Below are 17563 nucleotides of genomic sequence, written 5' to 3'. Positions count from 1 at the left end.
GGTGGGCCCGGCGTCGTCATCGCCGCGCCCTGCGGGTCCTGCGTCGCGTCCTCACCTGCACGGTGTCCGACCGGCAGGCCGTTGTCCATCCTGGGGGGCCGTCAGGCCCGGGTGCTCACGTCGCTCACGAGCGTGCCGATCTTCTCACCCTTGACCGCGCGAGCGATATTGCCCAGGGCGGTCAGCTCGAAGACGAGGATCGGCAGCTTGTTGTCGCGGCAGAGCGTGATGGCGGTGGCGTCGGCGACCTTCAGATCGCGGGCGATCACCTCGCCGTACTCCAGTGCGTCGAACTTCACCGCGCCGGGGTTGTTCTTCGGGTCGGAGTCGTAGACCCCGTCCACCCCGTTCTTCCCCATGAGGAGCGCCTCGGCGTCGATCTCCAGGGCGCGCTGCGCGGCGGTGGTGTCGGTGGAGAAGTAGGGCATGCCCATACCGGCGCCGAAGATCACAACGCGCCCCTTCTCCAGGTGCCGTACGGCACGGAGCGGGATGTACGGCTCGGCGACCTGGCCCATGGTGATGGCGGTCTGGACGCGCGAGTCGATGCCCTCCTTCTCCAGGAAGTCCTGGAGCGCCAGGCAGTTCATGACGGTGCCGAGCATGCCCATGTAGTCGGACCGGGCCCGGTCCATGCCGCGCTGCTGGAGCTCGGCACCACGGAAGAAGTTGCCCCCTCCGATGACCACCGCGATCTGGGCGCCGTCACGGACGACGGCGGCGATCTCGCGGGCGATGGTGTGCACGACGTCGGGGTCGACGCCGAGACCGCCGCCGCCGGCGAATGCCTCACCGGAGAGCTTCAGCATGAAGCGCCCGGAACCCTTGTCGTCGTCGCGCTTGTCGTCGGCCTGAATGGCGTCCGCGCCCTTGTCCATGGAAATTCTCCTCGTGCACATACGAAGAAGGCCATTGCCGGTGGGTCTGGTGTCCCTACAGCGGCAATGGCCTCCTCGTCAGATCTGCGGTCGTCCGGCGTGAGTGCGGCCGTCGACTGCGTCAGACCCTATCGGGTCCGACGCTGTTCGCCCGGACGGACTCAGATGCCGACCTTGATGCGCGAGAAGCGCTTCAGGGTGACACCGGCCTCGTCCAGGACCTTCTGGACGGACTTCTTGGCGTCCAGCGCGTACGGCTGGCCCAGGAGGGTGGCCTCCTTGAAGAAGCCGTTGACCCGACCCTCGACGATCTTCGGGAGGGCGGCCTCGGGCTTGCCCTCGGCGCGGGTGGTCTCCTCGGCGACGCGGCGCTCGGCCTCGACGACCTCGGCCGGGACGTCCTCGCGGGACAGGTACTTCGGGGCGAAGGCGGCGATGTGCTGCGCGATGCCCTTGGCCAGCTCGGCGTCGGCCTTGTCCAGCTCGACCAGAACACCGATCTGCGGGGGCAGGTCGGGCATGGTGCGGTGCATGTACACGGAGACGTACTCGCCGGTGAACTGCGCGAAGCGGTCCAGGACGATCTTCTCGCCGAGGTTGGCGTTGGCCTCGTCGACGTACGCCTGGACGGTCTTGCCGGGCTCGATCTCGGAGGCGAGGAGCGCGGCGATGTCGGCCGGGGAGGTCGCGGCGACGTGCGCGGCGAGCGTGTTGGCGACGGTCTGGAACTTGTCGCCCTTGGCGACGAAGTCCGTCTCGCACTTCAGCTCGAGCAGAACGCCGGACGTCTTGTCCTCGGAGATGAGGGAGACGACGGCACCGTTCTCGGCGGAACGGCCCTCGCGCTTGGCGACGCCCTTCTGGCCCTTGATACGGAGCGCCTCGACGGCCTTGTCGACGTTGCCGTCGGCCTCGTCGAGCGCCTTCTTGCAGTCCATCATGCCGGCGCCGGTGAGCTCGCGGAGCTTCTTGACGTCAGCGGCGGTGTAGTTCGCCATGAGTCTGTATGTCTCTCTCGAAGTCTGAAAGATCTACGGGTGAACGGCGGGGGCCGCGCTTGTGGCGCCGGCCCCCGCCGTCAGCAGCCGTGACGGGTGTCAGGCCTGCTCGGCGTCCGCGTCGGCGGCCGGAGCCTCGGCCTCGGCGACGGCCTCGGCCGGCTTCTCGGCGTCGGCGACCTTCTCGGTCTCGGCGGAGGACTGGACCTCGGCGGCAGCCGCGGTCTCGTCCTTCTTGTCGCCCTCGAGCAGGTCGCGCTCCCACTCGGCGAGGGGCTCGCCGGCGGCCTTCTCGCCCGGCTTCGAGTCACCGGTGGCGGCACCGGAGCGGGCGATGAGGCCCTCGGCGACGGCGTCGGCGATCACGCGGGTGAGCAGGGTGACGGAGCGGATCGCGTCGTCGTTGCCCGGAATCTTGTAGTCGACCTCGTCGGGGTCGCAGTTGGTGTCGAGGATCGCGACGACCGGGATGTGGAGCTTGCGCGCCTCACCGACGGCGATGTGCTCCTTCTTGGTGTCGACGATCCAGACGGCGCTGGGCACCTTCTGCATCTCGCGGATACCACCGAGGGTCTTCTCCAGCTTGGCCTTCTCGCGCGAGAGGACCAGGAGCTCCTTCTTGGTGAGGCCGGAGGCGGCCACGTCCTCGAAGTCGATGAGCTCCAGCTCCTTCAGGCGCTGGAGGCGCTTGTAGACGGTGGAGAAGTTGGTGAGCATGCCACCGAGCCAACGCTGGTTGACGTACGGCATGCCGACGCGCGTCGCCTGCTCGGCGATGGCCTCCTGGGCCTGCTTCTTCGTACCCACGAACATGATGGAGCCGCCGTGGGCGACGGTCTCCTTGACGAACTCGTAGGCGCGGTCGATGTACGACAGCGACTGGAGCAGGTCGATGATGTAGATGCCGTTGCGCTCGGTGAAGATGAAGCGCTTCATCTTCGGGTTCCAGCGACGGGTCTGGTGACCGAAGTGGACGCCGCTTTCCAGCAGCTCCCGCATCGTGACGACGGCCATGGCCGTACTCCTTGAGGTACTCGGTTATCGCGACCGCAGGTTTGCGTTCGCGCCTGACGCCCCGACGCGCCGTGCCACGAGGGACCGAGGAGCGCGGCCACCTCCGAGAAGAGGGAGGTGGCGGGGCGTGCGAAGTCGACCCGGTGACCCGGATCGCCGTAAGAAGTGTACGGGACCGGCTGAGTGCCGGGTGACGGCGATGTCCATGACCAGGTGACGGCGGCGCCACTACCGGGTGACGAGGATGTCCACAACCGGTGAGTAGTCCACAGGAACGGCCCATGATCCCCGGAATCCCGGCCTCCGGGACAGGGTGAGGGGCATGCGCCACCTCCCCGGCTCACGCCGCTCCCCCGCCCTCCGCCCCCTGCTGCCGCTCCTGCTGCTGGGGCTTCTGCTGTACGTGCTGCTTCCTCCCGGGCGGTCGGGGCCGCTCGTGCACACGTCTTCGTCCGGGCCGTCCGGGCCGGGGACAGCGGAGGCGTCGGCGGCGCCCCCGGATGCCGAGGTGGACACGGACAGCAGTGCCCGGAGCTGGCCGCTGGCAGGGAGACCGGCGCTGTTACGGGGGTGGGAGCCGCCCGCCGGTCCTTACGGGCCCGGCCACCGCGGCGTGGACCTCGCGGCGGGAGCGGGCGCACGGGTGCTGGCGGCGACCGACGGCCGGGTGTCGTTCGCGGGGCGGGTCGCAGGACGCGGGGTGCTCGCCATCGAGGTGGCCGGGAGCGGTTCGCCGCCGCTGCGCACCACGTACGAGCCGGTGCGGTCGCTGGTCGAGGAGGGCGTGGGCGTACGCGCGGGCCAGCCGGTCGGGGTGCTGGAGGCGGGGCCGTTCCACTGTCCGGCGGGCTGCCTGCACTGGGGGCTGCGGCGCGGGGACACCTATCTGAACCCGCTCTCGCTGCTGCCGCCCGGGCTGCTGCGGAGAGGGCCTTCGCGGTTGCTGCCGGTGTTCGGGGTGCCGGAGCCGCGCCCACCCAGCCCCTCCGGTGTCTGAGGAGCGGGGTCCAGGGGGAGCCGCACCCACCACCCATCCCCTCCGGCGTTCGAGGAGCGGGGTCCGGGGCGGAGCCCCGGTTCGGGAAGCGGCGGGGCGTTCCGCCGGGAGCAGGGGCGGGTCAGCCGCTCACACCGCGCAGGACCATTGCGACGGCGGTGTCCGCGATGACACCCGGCTCCTCGGCGACGCCCAGTTCGATCCGGCGTACGGCGGCGTCGACCGACCCCTGCAGGAGCATGGCGGCCAGCCTCGGCTGGGTGTGGCCCAGATCGCCGAGCGCTTCGACGATCATGGCGATCAGCCCGCCGTGCGCGGCCCGGATCTTCTCGCGGGCGCCGGCGTCCAGCTCGCTCGCGGAGATCGCGACGACCGCGCGGTGGCGGCGGTCGCCGACGAGGTCGAGCTGCCGGCGCACATACGCCTCGATCTTCGCCTCGGGCGTCTCGGCGCGCTGCATGGCGTTCTCGACCTCGGCCGCCCAGACGGGGAAGTCGACGGCGCACAGCTCCTCGACGACGGCGGCACGGGAGCGGAAGTACTCGTACACGGAGGACCGCGCGAGGCCCGTGCGCTCGGCGAGTGCGGGGAAGGTCAGCGCTTCCGTACCGCCCTCGGACAGCAGGGAGCGCGCGGCGTCCAGGAGGGCGCCGCGCTGCATGGTCCGGTGCTCGGCCACGGAGGCCGCTCGAATCCTGGGCACGCATCCACTCTACGGCGGCAGGCGCGTGGAGGAAGGGCACAGCCACCGATCGGATGGCCGGCGAGGGCGGAGAGGGGGCTCCGGGAGGGGATACCGGTGAGGGATGCGGCGGGAGGTCAGCGGCCCGCGTCGGCCAGCTTCGCCCGGAGCTGGAGCACGGACTTGGTGTGGATCTGGCTGACCCGGCTCTCGGTCACTCCGAGGACGTTGCCGATCTCCGCGAGGGTGAGGCCCTCGTAGTAGTAGAGGGTCACCACGGTCTTCTCGCGGTCGGGGAGGGTGTTGATGGCACGCGCGAGCAGTCTTCGCAGCTCGCGGTCCTCGGCGACCTCCACCGGATTGTCGGCGGCGGTGTCCTCCAGGGTGTCCATCAGGCTCAGCCGGTCGCCGCCCTCGCCGCCGACGTGCAGCAACTCTTCCAGCGCGACCACGTTCGCCAGCGACAACTGGCTGAAAACAGCGTGCAGTTCCTCCAGCGCGATGCCCATCTCCGAGGCGACCTCGGCCTCCGAGGGCGTACGCCGGAACTGCGCCTCCAGCGTGGCGTACGCGCGCTCCACGTTGCGCGCCTTCTGGCGGACGGACCGCGGGATCCAGTCCAGGGCCCGGAGTTCGTCGATCATCGCGCCACGGATCCGGGTGATCGCATACGTCTCGAACTTGATGGCCCGCTCGATGTCGAACTTCTCGATCGCGTCGATCAGTCCGAAGACCCCGGAGGAGACGAAGTCGGCCTGCTCGACGTTGGAGGGCAGCCCCACGCTCACCCGGCCCGCGACGTACTTCACGAGCGGCGAGTAGTGCAGGATCAGCTGCTCCCGCAGCCGCTCGTCGCCCGTGGTCTTGTAGGAACGCCACAACTCGTCGAGGGAGGAGGGAGCGGGAGGGCGCACAGTGCCACGCGCAACCGGTGGTTTCGCCGCGCGGTCAGACCCGGAGGTGTGCTGGGGCATGTGGTGCCTTGAGCCGTTCTGCCGTGAAGTGCTGGGGGACTTGTGTCTGAAGCGGAATCCTTGTGAGCGTAGCGTGACTGTGGCGTCGCAGTCCGCGCAGGACGGGAGTTCCCTGCCGCGCGATTGCCGGTCGCCCCTTGCGCCGTCGGCGCCCGCCCGGGACCGGGGCCGTCGCCGTTGGCACGGGTCCCGGACAGGTCACCGATCGATCGTGCGAGGTCATCGGCCTTACCTTTTCACCCGAATGCTCCAGGTCAAGTATCGCCTCGCCGCGCGTCGTCGTTGCGTGCCGAAGGAGGCGTCAACCGCCAGGCGTCGCCTTCGCGTTCGACGAACCCCAGTGAGTGCAGTTCGTACAGTCGACCGAGCGTTTCGTCGGCCGAGGTGCCCGCGGTGCGCGCGAGGTCACGGGGGTGGGTGGCCCCGTGGTACGGGAGCGCGTCGAGGACCCGTGCGGTGGCCGCGTCCAGGTGGTCCCTGGGCAGCACCGGGCCGCGGCGGACCGGCGGGAGGTCGCCGATGTCCCCGACCAGCTCGACGATTTCGTCCGCGTCGGTGACGAGTACGCCCTCGCCGCGCAACAACTCGTGCACCCCTGCCGACAGCCCGCTGGTGGCCGGCCCCGGAACGCCCATCGAGATGCGGCCGAGCCGTTGCGCCTGGCGGGCGGTGACCAGCGAACCGCTGCGGTATTCGGCCTCGACCACGACCGTGCCCCTGGTCAGTGCGGCGATGACGCGGTTGCGCAGGATGAACCGGCTGCGAGTGGGGTGGGATGACGGTGGCAACTCGGCTACCACCAGCCCCTGTTGGGCCATGCGCCCGAGTAACTCGGCGTGCCCGCGCGGGTAGGCTACGTCGACACCGCAGGCCAGCACCGCCGTCGTCGCCCCGCCCGCGGCCAGCGCGCCCCGGTGGGCGGCACCGTCCACCCCGAACGCCGCCCCCGACACCACCACCCAGCCGCGCTCCGCGAGCCCGGAGCCGAGGGTGGCCGCCATGTGCGCCCCGTACGAAGTGCAGGCCCTCGCGCCGACCACCGCGACCGAGCGCAGGGACCACAGCCGCAGGTCGGGCCGCCCCCGCACCCAGAGCCCGACGGGTCGCGCGTCGCCGAGGTCGTCCAGCTGGCTCGGCCACTCCCGGTCGCCCGGGCAGACGAAGCGCCCGCCCACCGCGGCGACCGCGGCCAGGTCCCGCCTCGGCTCCGCGGTGGCCGCCCGCAGCCGGTAACCCCCGAGCCGCGCGGCGGTCATGCCCGGCAGCTTCTCGGCGGAGCCGTCCTCGACGGTGAGCCTCCGCATCAGCTCGACCGGACCGGTGAGCCGCAGCCACCGCCCGGCACGCTCGTCCCCCGGCTCCAGCACCCGCGTCAATGCAGCCCTGGCCAACCGCTGGGCGTCGCGATCCCGGTCCCGCGACTCCGTACCGAGATCCAGGCCCCCGTCACGCTCCCGGCCGGAGCCACGTTCCGGGAAGAGGCCGTGCTCCCGCCCGGGGCCGCACTCCGGGGCGAGCCCGTGCGCGGGATCCGGGTCACACTCCCGGTCAAGCCCGGGCTCCCCGTACCTCCCCGGCCCATGCCCGGGTCCCGCACCCGGGCCGCACTCCCCCTCCTGCTCCCTGCCGAGTCCGTACGCGGGATCCGGGCCGTGCTCCGGTCCCAGTCCGTTGTCCGGTCCCAGTCCGTTGTCCGGTGCCGGGCCGTGCCCGGGCCCGGCCCCGGCGGCCACACCCCGCTCCCGCTCCCCCGTCACCCCGGTCACCGCTCCCCCGCCCCCATCGGCACCCCGCGCTGGATGCCCGTCCGCAGTTCCAGGGCGACCGCCACGTCCGAGGCGTCCGGGCGGTCGGCGCCGCGTAGGTCCGCCACCGTCCAGGCCACCCTCAGCACCCGGTCCAGGCCGCGGGCCGTGAGGATCCCGCGTTCCAGGTCCCGTTCCGCCGCCGCCAGCGCCCCCGGGGCCCTCAGCAGGCGGGTCCGCAGCTCGTGGCCCGAGACCTCGCTGTTCGTGGTCCACGGGGTGCCGGCCAGCCGCTCGGCCGCCCGGGCCCTGGCGTCCCGTACCCGTGCGGCGACGACCTCCGTCGACTCGCCCCGGCCGCCCTGGCCCAGGAGGTCCGCGCGATCGACCGGCTCCACCTCGACCCGCAGATCCACCCGGTCGAGCAGAGGGCCGGACAGCCTCGCCTGGTAGCGGCGGACCACCGAGGGCGGGCACTCGCAGCCCGCGCCCGTGAGCGTGTGCCGGCCGCAGGGGCACGGATTGGCCGCCAGCACCATCAGGAACCGGGCGGGCAGCCGCACCACCCCCGCCGCCCGCGCGACCACCACATGGCCCGACTCCAGCGGCTGGCGCAGCGCGTCCAGGGCCTTGCCCGAGAATTCGGGGGCCTCGTCGAGGAAGAGCACGCCTCGGTGGGCCAGCGAGACCGCGCCCGGCCTCGGAACTCCGTTGCCGCCGCCCACCAGGGACTGCATGGTCGCCGAGTGGTGCGGGGCGCAGTAGGGCGCCCGGGAGACGAGCGGTTCACCCGGGGGGAGGATGCCCGCCACGGAGTGGACCGCCGTCACTTCGAGGGATTCCTGCCGGGTCAGCGGTGGCAGGACCGCCGACAGCCGCTCGGCCAACATGGTCTTGCCCGCGCCCGGGGGACCCGAGAGGAGTAGGTGGTGTCCGCCGGCCGCGGCCACCTCCAGGGCCTGGCGCGGGCGCAGCTGCCCCGCGACGTCCGCCAGGTCCGGCCGGTGCCCGTCGCCCCGCGCGGCGGCCGGTGCGAGCCCTGTACCGAGGCCGGTGCCGGGGATCATGAGCCCGGCCAGCATGGCGTCGGGGCGCCCTTGGCCGTCGGCGGGCTCGTCGGGCACCGGTTCGTCGCACAGGACGGCGATGAGCTGGCGCAGGCTCCGGACGCCGAGGACCGAGACCCCCGGCACCAGGGCCGCCTCCCCAGCCGTCTGCTCGGGGACGACGACCTGCTCGTACCCCGCTTCGGCCGCCGCGAGGACCGCGGGCAGCACGCCCCGTACCGGACGCACCCGGCCGTCCAGACCCAGTTCGCCGATCATCACCACGTCGGCGACCATCGCGGGGTCGATCCGCTCCGCCGCGCCGAGCACCGCGCACGCCACGGCGAGATCGAAACCCGAACCACTTTTCGGGACGGAGGCCGGGGAGAGCCCGACCGTGAGCTTCTTCTGCGGCCACTCGGCCCCGGAGTTCACGACGGCCGCCCGCACCCGGTCCCGGCTCTCCACCAGGCTCTTGTCCGGCAGCCCGACCAGCGTGAAGGCCGCCACCCCCGGCTCCAGGTCCGCCTGGACCTCCACCACCACACCCTCGACGCCGACGAGCGCCACGGAACACGCGCGTGCGAAGCCCATCAGGACACCCCCCGGGCGTGCTCCGTGACCGGGGCCCCGCGCCGGGGCACGATCACCCCGACCAGATCGATGCGGACCCCGCCGGGCGGTGCCCCACCGTGCCGCTCCAGCCAGATCTCCGCGAGCCGTCTCAGCCGGTCCGCCTTGACCGGGCCGACCGCGGCCATGGGGTGCTCGAACCCATCCGACCTGCGCGTCTTCACCTCGCAGAAGACCAGCGCGTCCCCGTCCCTGGCCACGATGTCGATCTCTCCGGCGCGACAGCGCCAGTTCCGCCCGACCACCGTCATCCCGGCTTCGGTCAGCAGCCGCGCCGCCAGATCCTCGCCGTACCGCCCGAGTGCCCCCCGTGCGTTCATCTCGGCACCACCTCCGGCACCGACTGTGGCCCGGCCCGCCGAAAGATGTGGATCTTGGTGGACAACTCCGCGGATGTGGAAAACCCGGCCACCCACACGGGTGACCGGGCTTCTCCTTGCGACGTGCGGCGCACGTGTCGGCGGCCCCGGCTCCAGGGGGCCGCCTGGGGTCAGCCTCCCGGAAGTTCCAGATCGCTCTTGTTGAGCTCTTCGATGTTGACGTCCTTGAAGGTCAGCACGCGGACCTGCTTGACGAACCTGGCAGGCCGGTACATGTCCCAGACCCAGGCGTCCGCCATGGACACCTCGAAGAAAACCTCACCCTGGACGGAGTGCACCTGCATCTCGTAGTCGTTGGTGAGGTAGAAGCGCCGTTCGGTCTCGATCACATATTTGAACAGACCGACGACATCGCGGTACTCCCGGTAGAGCTTCAGCTCCATCTCGGTCTCGTACTTTTCGAGGTCCTCGGCGCTCATGGCATGTTTCCCCTTCAGCCGTGCGTGCCCCCATTGTGCGTCAGCCTTCGGCACCCCTGGACGATTAGACGATTTCGGGGGCCAGAACCAGCGGATCACGCGGGGGACCCTCGTCGAGGAGCGTGCGCAGCAGCTCGGCGAGTCTGGTCGGGTACACCGTCTCACGCGTCGCGAGAAGTTCGGTGGAAGTCCACCACCTCAGACCGGCGACGCTGCGCAGTTCCAGGTCGGTGAGGCCCTGCGGGGCGGTGGCGGTCTGCTGCGTACGGGCCAGGTAGTACCACTCGTCCTGGTCCCAGCGGCGCCCGTCGAACGGGAAGGAGCAGATCCGGATCCAGAGCAGCGGGCCCAGCTCGATGTCCGTGATCCCGGTCTCCTCGGCGAGCTCCCGGCGGGCCGCCTGCTCCCGGGTCTCGTCGCCCTCCAGGCCGCCGCCCGGGGTGAACCACCAGGTGTCGGCCGGATCGTCCGGCTCATGGCCGTGCAACAGCAGGACGCGGTCGTCGGGGTCCAGGAGGACCACCCGGGCGACCTTGCGGGCTCCGGAGGTCACCGGGCCCCTCCGGCAGGCGTCCTCCGGCGGCCCAGGCGCGCCGCCACGGGCCCGTACACCGCCCCGCCGAGGATCAGGGCGACCCCCACCAGGATCGCGCCCAGCTGGAGCGGCAGGGGCCCGGCGGCGGACACCCCGCCGGGCAGCGCGGCGAAGGAGGAGGGCCGGTCGATCATGCCGTCCATCGGCCAGGCCACCGCGTCCACCCGGGCCTGGACGGCGCTCAGCGGTACGGAGCCCTGGCCGGCGTCCTGGAGGTGGACCCGGGAGTCCAGGGAGGTGGCCCGTTCGTCGCCGAGGAGGAAGATCTTGCCCTTCGGCACGGTGGCGGAGAATTCCTGGGGCGAGGCGGGGGCCGCCTTGCCGCCGGCGGCCGTCGGGCCCTGCTCGACGTACGGCTCGTCGACGGGGGTCCCGTTGACGGTGAGGCGGCCGTCCTCGTCGCAGCAGGCCACCTTGTCGCCGCCGATCCCGACGACACGCTTCACCATCGGTGTGGCGGCCCAGACCTTGTCGGTGAAGACCACCACGTCACCGCGCCGGACGTCGGCCCCGTCTATCCGCTCGGCGAGCACCCGGTCACCCGGGTTCACCGTCGGGGCCATGGAGTCGGTCGGGATCGTGTACGGCTGGTAGACCACCGCCGCCCAGGCGAAACCGCCGAGGAAGAGCACACAGCCGACGGCCACGGCGAGCCCCGACACCATGGCGCCGAGCCGGCCGCGGCCGTCTTTCCCGTTTCCTGTACCGCTCATCCCAGCGCTCCCCCGTCGGAGATCGACAATCGCTGATCCGAGTCGGCACCCTACCCGGCGGTACGCCGGACGGTCAGCCTCCGGCGGCGCCACAACACGAGGGGCACCGCTCCGGCTACACCCAGTGCCGTCGGAGCCATCGCTGCGGCCGCGTTCAGACCGGGCTGGTCGAAGGTGTCGGGGACCGGAAGGGTCGCCCAGCGGCCCACCGGCCAGGCGACGACGATCGCGCGGCCGACGACCTCGTCGTTGGAGACCGTGCCCTGCCCCGGGAGCTCCTGGTGGTAGCGCGAGTCCAGGGAGTTCTGCCGGTGGTCGCCCATGACGAAGATCCGGCCCTCGGGCACCTTGATCGGGCCGAAGGGCTTGTCGTTGCACGGGGTGTTGCCCGGGAAGATGAACGACTTCTCGTCCAGGCTCTTCCCGTTGACAGTGACCGGGCCGTTCTCCTTGCACTCCACGGTGTCGCCGCCGACCGCGATGACCCGCTTGATCAGGTCCTTCTCCTCGGAGGACGGCATCAGGCCGATGAAGCTCAGGAACTTCTGCACCGCGTTGGGCTCCGGCGTCACGGTGTCCTCCAGCCAGCCGCCCGGGTCGTGGAACACCACGACCTCGCCGCGCTCCGGCTCCGAGCCGAACCACGGGGTCAGCTTGTCGACCAGCACCCGGTCGCCCCGCTGCAGGGTGTTCTGCATGGAGTCCGAGGGGATCGAGAACGCCTGGACCAGGAACGTCTTGATCAGCAGCGCCAGGATCAGGGCGATACCGACGAGCAGCGGCAGCTCCACCCAGAAGGATCGCTGCTTCTTGCCCTTCGGGGGCGTGCCGCCGCCCGCGGCGTCGCCCTCACCCTCCGGCGGGACCGCCGCCCCGCCCGCGGGAGACTCGTCGCGCTCCGGCCGGTCCTCGGGTTCGTCGTGTCCGGATCGTGCGCCGACCGCCAAATCCCCCACATCCACTCCTCAGTACGTGCCACTGCCCGCGCCCCATCAGACGCAGGCCCACCACTCCCATAACGAGCGGGAGTTCCGCAGGGGTCGGGAGCCGGACCATTCCATCGCGATCCGGAGGTGCCACACTATTCGACCGGGCCGGAACCGCCGCCTCCGATGCGCGCGAGTCCGGGACCGCACGGAAGGCGTCGCGCTCCTCCAGGGTGCTCCAGTGACCGAACGGCCAGGCGATCACGACGGCCCGCCCCACGACCTCCTCCTCGGCGACCGTGCCCCGGCCGGGTTCGCCGAGGTGGAAGCGGGAGTCGGCGGAGTCGGACCGGTGGTCCCCCATCACGAAGAGCCGCCCCTCGGGGACCTTCACCTCGAACGAGATGGTCGAGGGCCGGTCGTCGGGGTGCAGGTACGTCTCGGCCAGCGGTACGCCGTTGACGGTGACCCGGCCGTCCTCGCCGCAGCACTTCACGGTGTCGCCGCCGACCGCGATGACCCGCTTGATCAAGTCCTGTTCGTCGTCGGACGGCAGCAGCCCGATGAAGGTCAGCAGCTCGGTGGCCTGCTTGACGCCGATCGGCGGGTCCTTCTTCTCTCCGGGGTTCTCCTGCTGGAGCCAGCCGCCGGGGTCCTTGAAGACCACGACGTCGCCGCGCTGCGGCTTCGATCCGAACCACGGGGTCAGTTTGTCGACGAGCACCCGGTCGCCGATCCGGATGGTCTGTTCCATCGACCCGGACGGGATGACGAACGCCTGGACCAGGAACGTCTTCAGAACGAGCGCGATCAGCAGCGCCACGACGACGAGGACGGGTATCTCCTTCACCGCGGACCTGCGGCGCTTGCGCCGGACCTTCTTGGCCAGCCTGCGGCGCTCCGCCCGGGTGGGCAGCGAGCGCGGCGCAGTCGGCCTGGTCCCGGTCGGCAGGGACGCGCGGGGGTCGGATGCGCCGCGCGGGCGTCCGCGGTTACCCATGCGCCGCGCCAGGCGCCCGTACGTCACCGAAGGCGCCGGTCCCGGTCAGCGAGCCGACCCGGGCGGGCGGCCAGCCCAGCCAGTCCACCCGGCCGGTCACCCGCTCGACGGGGACCATCCCGCCCCCGGGCGATCCGAGGTGGTCCCGGGAGTCGCTGGAGCGGCTGCGGTGGTCGCCCATCATCCAGAGGGTGCCGGCGGACACGACGATGTCGAAGGGCACCCGGGAAGCGGTGTCACCGGGGTACAGGTACGGCTCGTCCACCACGGTCCCGTTGACCGCGAGCCTCCCCTGCTTGTCGCAGCACACGACGCGGTCCCCGCCCACGCCCACCACCCGCTTCACGAAGTCGGTGTCGGCGGGCTCCGCGAGCCCCAGGGAGGCCGCCGCCCCGCGCACCAGCCCGGCCAGGGGGTTCGCGTCGAGGTCCTCCCGTACGAACGATCCTGTGCCGTCGAAGACCACCACGTCGCCGCGCTCGGGCTCGGCGCCGAAACGGTACGCCAGCTTGTTCACGAGCACCCGGTCGCCGACCTGCAGCGTGGGCTCCATCGAGCGGCTGGGGATCAGGAAGGGCTGGACCACGTAGGAGCTGAAGAGCAGCAGGGCGACGGTGGCCAGGACCGCCCCGGCGAGCACCCGCCGCCAGGACAGTGCGGAGGCGAGGCGGGACCGCGTACGCGAAAAGCGCGACCTCTCCCCGGACCCCGCGTCGGGTTCCGGGGAGCGGTCGCGCTCCGAGTGCTGTGCTTGCGTGTCCATCGCGGCCGAAGCTTATCCGGCCAGGCTGTGGACGGGTCACCCGCAGGGGGATGACCGGGCGACAGCTCAGTTGTCGCGCTTCTCCTTGATCTTCGCGGCCTTGCCGCGCAGCTCACGGAGGAAGTACAGCTTGGCGCGACGGACGTCACCGCGGGTGACGAGCTCGATCTTCTCGAAGATCGGGCTGTGCACCGGGAAGGTGCGCTCGACGCCGACGGAGAACGAGACCTTGCGGACCGTGAAGGTCTCGCTGACGCCCGCGCCCTGGCGGCGGATGACAACGCCCTTGAACTGCTGGATACGGGAGCGGTTGCCCTCGATCACGCGCACGTGGACGTTGACGGTGTCACCGGGGCGGAACGCCGGGACGTCCGAACGGAGGGTGGCAGCATTGACGCCATCGAGCAGGGAAGCCATGGTTTCTGCTTTCTTCGCCGATGCCACAGGTCATCGACGGAAATGTCGTTGAGAGTTCGGAGTGCTGATCGCGTCGGGCGGGCGTCTTTCCCCCTGTGGCAGGGGCGCACTCCGGACGGACAGCAGCGGCCTATTGTTCCACGGCGGTGGGCCTGCGCCAAAATCGGCCGCCGGGCTCCGGCGCGAAGCCGAGGATGGAGAGGATCTCGCGGTCCTTCTTGTCGAAGGCGCTCGCCTCGCACCGCTCGATCAGATCGGGGCGGTTGAGGGCGGTACGGGCGAAGGCCTGGTCGCGCCGCCAGCGCGCGATCTTCCCGTGGTGGCCGCTGAGCAGGACGTCCGGGATCGACCGGCCGCGCCACTCGGGCGGCTTGGTGTAGACGGGGCCCTCCAGGAGATTGGCCATCGCGCCCGGGGCGAAGGAGTCGTCCCGGTGGGATTCGGCGTTGCCGAGGACACCGGGCAGCAGCCGGGCCACCGCCTCCGTGATCACCAGGACGGCCGCTTCCCCGCCGGCCAGCACGTAGTCCCCGATGGAGACCTCGACGACCCGCAGCCGGGTGGCGTACTCGTCGATCACGCGGCGGTCGATGCCCTCGTAGCGGGCCGGGGTGAAGAGCAGCCAGGGCTCGGCGGAGAGTTCGACGGCCAGTTCCTGGGTGAACGGCCGGCCGCTGGGCGTGGGCACGACGAGGACCGGGGAGTGCGCCCCGGCCTCGTAGCCGTCGGCCAGGGACTCGTCCAGGGCGTCGCCCCAGGGCTCGGTCTTCATGACCATGCCGGGTCCGCCGCCGTAGGGGGTGTCGTCGACCGTGTTGTGCCGGTCGTACGTCCACTCCCGCAGGTCCTGGACGTGAACGTCCAGCACGCCGCGGGCGCGGGCCTTGCCGACGAGGGAGACGTTCAGCGGTTCCAGGTACTCGGGGAAGATCGTGACGACATCGAGCCGCATCAGGCGTCGCCCTTCGGCGCCTCGGCCGCGTCCCCGGAGGCCGCATCGCCGGTCTCCTCGTCGCGGGAGGAGGCGATCACGGCCTCGCTCTCGTCGATCAGACCGGGCGGCGGGGTGATGACCGCGCGCTGTTCCTCCAGGTCGATCTCGGTGACGATCTCCTCGACGAAGGGGATCATCACCTCGCTGCCGTCGGGGCGCTCCACGATGAACAGGTCCTGCGAGGGCAGGTGGGAGATCTCGGTGATCCGGCCGATCTCGGTGCCGTCGGCGAGCACCACGTCGAGGTCGATCAGCTGGTGGTCGTAGAACTCGTCCTCCTCCTCCGGCAGTTCGTCCGGGTCCACCTCGGCGATCAGGAGCGTGTTGCGGAGGGCTTCGGCGGCGGTGCGGTCGCGTACGCCCTCGAAACGCAGCAGGAGCCGGCCGCTGTGGACCCGGCCCGTCTCGATCGTCAGCGGACCCGTCGCCGCCGGTTCGGTGGCCAGGACGGCGCCGGGGCCGAGCCGCAGCTCCGGCTCGTCCGTTCGTACCTCGACGGTGACCTCGCCCTTGATGCCGTGGGCGCGGCCGATCCGCGCGACTACCAACTGCACGCTGTTCTCCGATTGATGGGGTGCGGACGGGGAGGGGAGACGTCCGGGTGGCCGACGACAAAGGCCGGGGACGGCCCGAAGGCCCTCCCCGGCCCTGGCCGGTGTTCAACTCGCTGATCAGCGAACCTGGTCCACATCGACGAGGTCGACACGGATACCGCGGCCGCCGATGGCACCCACGACCGTCCGCAGGGCGCGAGCGGTGCGGCCGTTACGGCCGATCACCTTGCCGAGGTCGTCGGGGTGGACCCGGACCTCCAGCACGCGCCCGCGGCGCAGGGTGCGCTCGGCAACCTGCACGTCGTCGGGGTTGTCGACGATGCCCTTCACGAGGTGCTCGAGAGCCTCCTCGAGCATGCTCAGGCCTCGGTCGACTCGGTGGACTCGGCAGCGTCAGCCGCCTCGTCCGCCTTCTTGTCGGACTTCTTGGCCTTGGGGGTGATGGCCTCACCCTTGGCCTCGTCGCCGTCCGCAGACAGCGCCTCGAACAGCGCGCGCTTGTCAGCCTTGGGCTCCGGCTGCAGCAGCGGCGCGGGGGCCGGGAGACCCTTGTGGGCCTGCCAGTCACCGGTGAGCTTCAGGATCGCGAGAACCGGCTCGGTCGGCTGGGCGCCGACGGACAGCCAGTACTGCGCACGCTCCGAGTTGACCTCGATGCGCGAGGGGTTCTGCACCGGGTGGTACAGGCCGATCTCCTCGATGGCCCGGCCGTCACGGCGGGTACGGGAGTCGGCGACGACGATGCGGTAGTGAGGCGAACGGATCTTGCCCAGACGCTTCAGCTTGATCTTGACTGCCACGGAAGTGGTGTCTCCTGGTCTCTGACGTGGTTGGGCACAACGAAGATGCCACGTGGGGTTGCGGTACTCGTGTGCCCGATGGACGCGTCAGCCGGAGGAGAGAGGGGTCCTGTGCGACTGTCGAGTACAGCTAGCCATTGTGCCACACCACATCGGCTCACCCCACCGCGACCGCCGCTTCCGGGATCCGGAACGGCTTGCCGCAGCCGCCGCAGACGATCGGCGCCTGCGCCAGGACCGACGGGACGACGCGGACGTTGCGTCCGCAGTCGCAGACGGCCTTGACCCGCACACCGCCTCCGGAGGAACCGTGCCGGGCGGCAGGTCCGCGGAAGGAGCGCTTGGTGTCGGCGGCGGTGGCGACGGTGTGCGCCTTGAGGGCGCGCTGCAACCGTTCGGTGGTCGGACGGTACCGGCGCTTGGCTTCCGGATTCAGCGTGACCAGCGAGAATCCGCTGCTGGGGTGGGGTTCCTCGGCATGATCGAGGCCCAGCTCCTCGGCGATCGCGAGGAAGCGTCGGTTGTGGTAGCGGCCGGCGCGGGAGGTGTCTCGGACTCCTCTCGCGGCGGCGATGCCGTGGACTGCCTCGTGGAGCAGTCGCTCGAAGGAGAGCTCGGCGCCACAGGCGGACGAGGACTCTCCGATCAGGGACTCGGGCGCGGCAAGATCGGGCAGCTCGGGGTGGTACCGCTGAATGTCGGCCCACGCCTGTGCCAGCTCTGCGGCAAGTACAGGTGGTGTCGTGCTCACGTCGTGACAACGAGCCCGAGTGCCCCGGTGTTCCTATTCCGGGGCATCCCAAATAATTTGCACGTACCAGTCAGTTGCCCTTGATGCGTCCGGACGAGGGCGGGTACGCAGAACTGCGGAGAAGACGCACAGCTCGCACCAAGGTGGTGCACAGCGTGCGGTACGCCCGGCGGCCGCCGATGTGAGGAGCGCGGGCGGCCCGCGGCCCTGACGAATCCGCCGGGAAGACTACCCTCCCCTCCGCTCGACGTGCCCGGCGCGGGGTGTCGGGTAAGACTGGTCGG

General features: G+C 71.1%; 21 protein-coding genes. 1 reads left to right on the top strand and 20 read right to left on the bottom strand.

Annotated elements, in window-relative coordinates; all coding sequences use genetic code 11:
• Positions 1–101: 101 nt before the first annotated feature.
• The 3 genes from pyrH to rpsB form a co-directional block, all read right to left on the bottom strand.
• Positions 102–878, bottom strand: a complete 777-nt coding sequence (gene pyrH / locus WQO_RS26180) for a UMP kinase (RefSeq protein WP_010061943.1) — start codon at positions 876–878, stop codon at positions 102–104.
• A gap of 161 nt (positions 879–1039) precedes the next feature.
• Positions 1040–1876 (bottom strand): translation elongation factor Ts, encoded by an 837-nt coding sequence (gene tsf / locus WQO_RS26175; protein ID WP_010061944.1) that lies wholly within the window; start codon positions 1874–1876, stop codon positions 1040–1042.
• A gap of 99 nt (positions 1877–1975) precedes the next feature.
• The gene (rpsB, locus tag WQO_RS26170; protein ID WP_006127913.1) at positions 1976–2890 is read right to left on the bottom strand and encodes a 30S ribosomal protein S2; all 915 of its coding nucleotides are present in this window, start codon (positions 2888–2890) and stop codon (positions 1976–1978) included.
• Positions 2891–3212: 322 nt separating this feature from the next.
• On the opposite strand from rpsB, the gene WQO_RS26165 reads away from it, so the two are divergent.
• Entirely contained in the window at positions 3213–3887 is a 675-nt protein-coding gene (locus WQO_RS26165) for a M23 family metallopeptidase (protein ID WP_029182419.1), read from the top strand.
• A gap of 121 nt (positions 3888–4008) precedes the next feature.
• Here the strand turns inward: WQO_RS26165 and WQO_RS26160 are convergent, their stop codons facing one another.
• The 17 genes from WQO_RS26160 to WQO_RS26080 all read right to left on the bottom strand — a co-directional run bounded on the left by WQO_RS26160 (position 4009) and on the right by WQO_RS26080 (position 17279).
• A complete protein-coding gene (locus WQO_RS26160) occupies positions 4009–4566 on the bottom strand; it encodes a TetR/AcrR family transcriptional regulator (RefSeq protein WP_029182420.1) in 558 nt (185 codons plus the stop codon).
• A 140-nt stretch (positions 4567–4706) separates the two neighbouring features.
• The gene (gene whiG, locus WQO_RS26155) at positions 4707–5543 is read right to left on the bottom strand and encodes an RNA polymerase sigma factor WhiG (protein WP_006127910.1); all 837 of its coding nucleotides are present in this window, start codon (positions 5541–5543) and stop codon (positions 4707–4709) included.
• 254 nt (positions 5544–5797) lie between these two features.
• Complete coding sequence (gene dprA / locus WQO_RS26150; RefSeq protein WP_010061948.1) at positions 5798–6910, bottom strand: DNA-processing protein DprA; 1113 nt, start codon at positions 6908–6910, stop codon at positions 5798–5800.
• A 395-nt stretch (positions 6911–7305) separates the two neighbouring features.
• On the bottom strand, positions 7306–8928 hold the full coding sequence (locus tag WQO_RS26145) for a YifB family Mg chelatase-like AAA ATPase (RefSeq protein ID WP_010061949.1): 1623 nt from the start codon (positions 8926–8928) through the stop codon (positions 7306–7308).
• Complete coding sequence (locus WQO_RS26140) at positions 8928–9287, bottom strand: YraN family protein (protein WP_010061952.1); 360 nt, start codon at positions 9285–9287, stop codon at positions 8928–8930. The genes WQO_RS26145 and WQO_RS26140 overlap by 1 nt, the downstream gene beginning before the upstream one ends.
• Before the next feature lie 170 nt (positions 9288–9457).
• Complete coding sequence (locus WQO_RS26135) at positions 9458–9766, bottom strand: DUF2469 domain-containing protein (RefSeq protein WP_003965949.1); 309 nt, start codon at positions 9764–9766, stop codon at positions 9458–9460.
• A gap of 64 nt (positions 9767–9830) precedes the next feature.
• Positions 9831–10319, bottom strand: a complete 489-nt coding sequence (locus WQO_RS26130; protein ID WP_010061956.1) for an NUDIX hydrolase — start codon at positions 10317–10319, stop codon at positions 9831–9833.
• Positions 10316–11074: a signal peptidase I gene (gene lepB / locus WQO_RS26125; RefSeq protein ID WP_058954106.1), complete on the bottom strand. Its 759-nt coding sequence runs from the start codon at positions 11072–11074 to the stop codon at positions 10316–10318. The genes WQO_RS26130 and lepB (WQO_RS26125) overlap by 4 nt, the downstream gene beginning before the upstream one ends.
• Before the next feature lie 50 nt (positions 11075–11124).
• The gene (gene lepB / locus WQO_RS26120; protein ID WP_010061958.1) at positions 11125–12021 is read right to left on the bottom strand and encodes a signal peptidase I; all 897 of its coding nucleotides are present in this window, start codon (positions 12019–12021) and stop codon (positions 11125–11127) included.
• A complete protein-coding gene (gene lepB, locus WQO_RS26115; protein ID WP_029182421.1) occupies positions 11924–13000 on the bottom strand; it encodes a signal peptidase I in 1077 nt (358 codons plus the stop codon). The genes lepB (WQO_RS26120) and lepB (WQO_RS26115) overlap by 98 nt, the downstream gene beginning before the upstream one ends.
• Positions 12993–13763: a signal peptidase I gene (gene lepB / locus WQO_RS26110; protein WP_010061960.1), complete on the bottom strand. Its 771-nt coding sequence runs from the start codon at positions 13761–13763 to the stop codon at positions 12993–12995. The genes lepB (WQO_RS26115) and lepB (WQO_RS26110) overlap by 8 nt, the downstream gene beginning before the upstream one ends.
• A 66-nt stretch (positions 13764–13829) precedes the next feature.
• On the bottom strand, positions 13830–14180 hold the full coding sequence (gene rplS, locus WQO_RS26105) for a 50S ribosomal protein L19 (RefSeq protein ID WP_010061961.1): 351 nt from the start codon (positions 14178–14180) through the stop codon (positions 13830–13832).
• Positions 14181–14310: 130 nt separating this feature from the next.
• On the bottom strand, positions 14311–15132 hold the full coding sequence (gene trmD, locus WQO_RS26100; protein ID WP_010061962.1) for a tRNA (guanosine(37)-N1)-methyltransferase TrmD: 822 nt from the start codon (positions 15130–15132) through the stop codon (positions 14311–14313).
• A complete protein-coding gene (gene rimM, locus WQO_RS26095; RefSeq protein WP_010061964.1) occupies positions 15132–15728 on the bottom strand; it encodes a ribosome maturation factor RimM in 597 nt (198 codons plus the stop codon). The genes trmD and rimM overlap by 1 nt, the downstream gene beginning before the upstream one ends.
• Before the next feature lie 117 nt (positions 15729–15845).
• On the bottom strand, positions 15846–16085 hold the full coding sequence (locus WQO_RS26090; RefSeq protein ID WP_003965959.1) for an RNA-binding protein: 240 nt from the start codon (positions 16083–16085) through the stop codon (positions 15846–15848).
• Between the two features lie 2 nt (positions 16086–16087).
• Complete coding sequence (rpsP, locus tag WQO_RS26085) at positions 16088–16528, bottom strand: 30S ribosomal protein S16 (RefSeq protein WP_006127898.1); 441 nt, start codon at positions 16526–16528, stop codon at positions 16088–16090.
• A 157-nt stretch (positions 16529–16685) separates the two neighbouring features.
• Positions 16686–17279 (bottom strand): hypothetical protein, encoded by a 594-nt coding sequence (locus WQO_RS26080; protein ID WP_003965961.1) that lies wholly within the window; start codon positions 17277–17279, stop codon positions 16686–16688.
• Positions 17280–17563: the final 284 nt, after the last annotated feature.

Source organism: Streptomyces globisporus C-1027, from assembly GCF_000261345.2.
In the GTDB taxonomy this organism is placed as follows: domain Bacteria; phylum Actinomycetota; class Actinomycetes; order Streptomycetales; family Streptomycetaceae; genus Streptomyces; species Streptomyces pakalii.
The sequence above is the reverse complement of the archived record's forward strand: the minus strand, read 5'-3'. Positions and strand labels throughout refer to the sequence as shown.

Excerpts from the sequence above, each read along its gene's own strand:
- pyrH (WP_010061943.1), bottom strand. The coding sequence starts at position 878 with ATGGACAAGGGCGCGGACGCCATTCAGGCCGACGACAAGCGCGACGAC.
- tsf (WP_010061944.1), bottom strand. The coding sequence starts at position 1,876 with ATGGCGAACTACACCGCCGCTGACGTCAAGAAGCTCCGCGAGCTCACC.
- rpsB (WP_006127913.1), bottom strand. The coding sequence starts at position 2,890 with ATGGCCGTCGTCACGATGCGGGAGCTGCTGGAAAGCGGCGTCCACTTC.
- WQO_RS26165 (WP_029182419.1), top strand. The coding sequence starts at position 3,213 with ATGCGCCACCTCCCCGGCTCACGCCGCTCCCCCGCCCTCCGCCCCCTG.
- whiG (WP_006127910.1), bottom strand. The coding sequence starts at position 5,543 with ATGCCCCAGCACACCTCCGGGTCTGACCGCGCGGCGAAACCACCGGTT.
- WQO_RS26145 (WP_010061949.1), bottom strand. The coding sequence starts at position 8,928 with ATGGGCTTCGCACGCGCGTGTTCCGTGGCGCTCGTCGGCGTCGAGGGT.
- WQO_RS26140 (WP_010061952.1), bottom strand. The coding sequence starts at position 9,287 with ATGAACGCACGGGGGGCACTCGGGCGGTACGGCGAGGATCTGGCGGCG.
- WQO_RS26135 (WP_003965949.1), bottom strand. The coding sequence starts at position 9,766 with ATGAGCGCCGAGGACCTCGAAAAGTACGAGACCGAGATGGAGCTGAAG.
- lepB (WP_058954106.1), bottom strand. The coding sequence starts at position 11,074 with ATGAGCGGTACAGGAAACGGGAAAGACGGCCGCGGCCGGCTCGGCGCC.
- lepB (WP_029182421.1), bottom strand. The coding sequence starts at position 13,000 with ATGGGTAACCGCGGACGCCCGCGCGGCGCATCCGACCCCCGCGCGTCC.
- lepB (WP_010061960.1), bottom strand. The coding sequence starts at position 13,763 with ATGGACACGCAAGCACAGCACTCGGAGCGCGACCGCTCCCCGGAACCC.
- rplS (WP_010061961.1), bottom strand. The coding sequence starts at position 14,180 with ATGGCTTCCCTGCTCGATGGCGTCAATGCTGCCACCCTCCGTTCGGAC.
- trmD (WP_010061962.1), bottom strand. The coding sequence starts at position 15,132 with ATGCGGCTCGATGTCGTCACGATCTTCCCCGAGTACCTGGAACCGCTG.
- WQO_RS26090 (WP_003965959.1), bottom strand. The coding sequence starts at position 16,085 with ATGCTCGAGGAGGCTCTCGAGCACCTCGTGAAGGGCATCGTCGACAAC.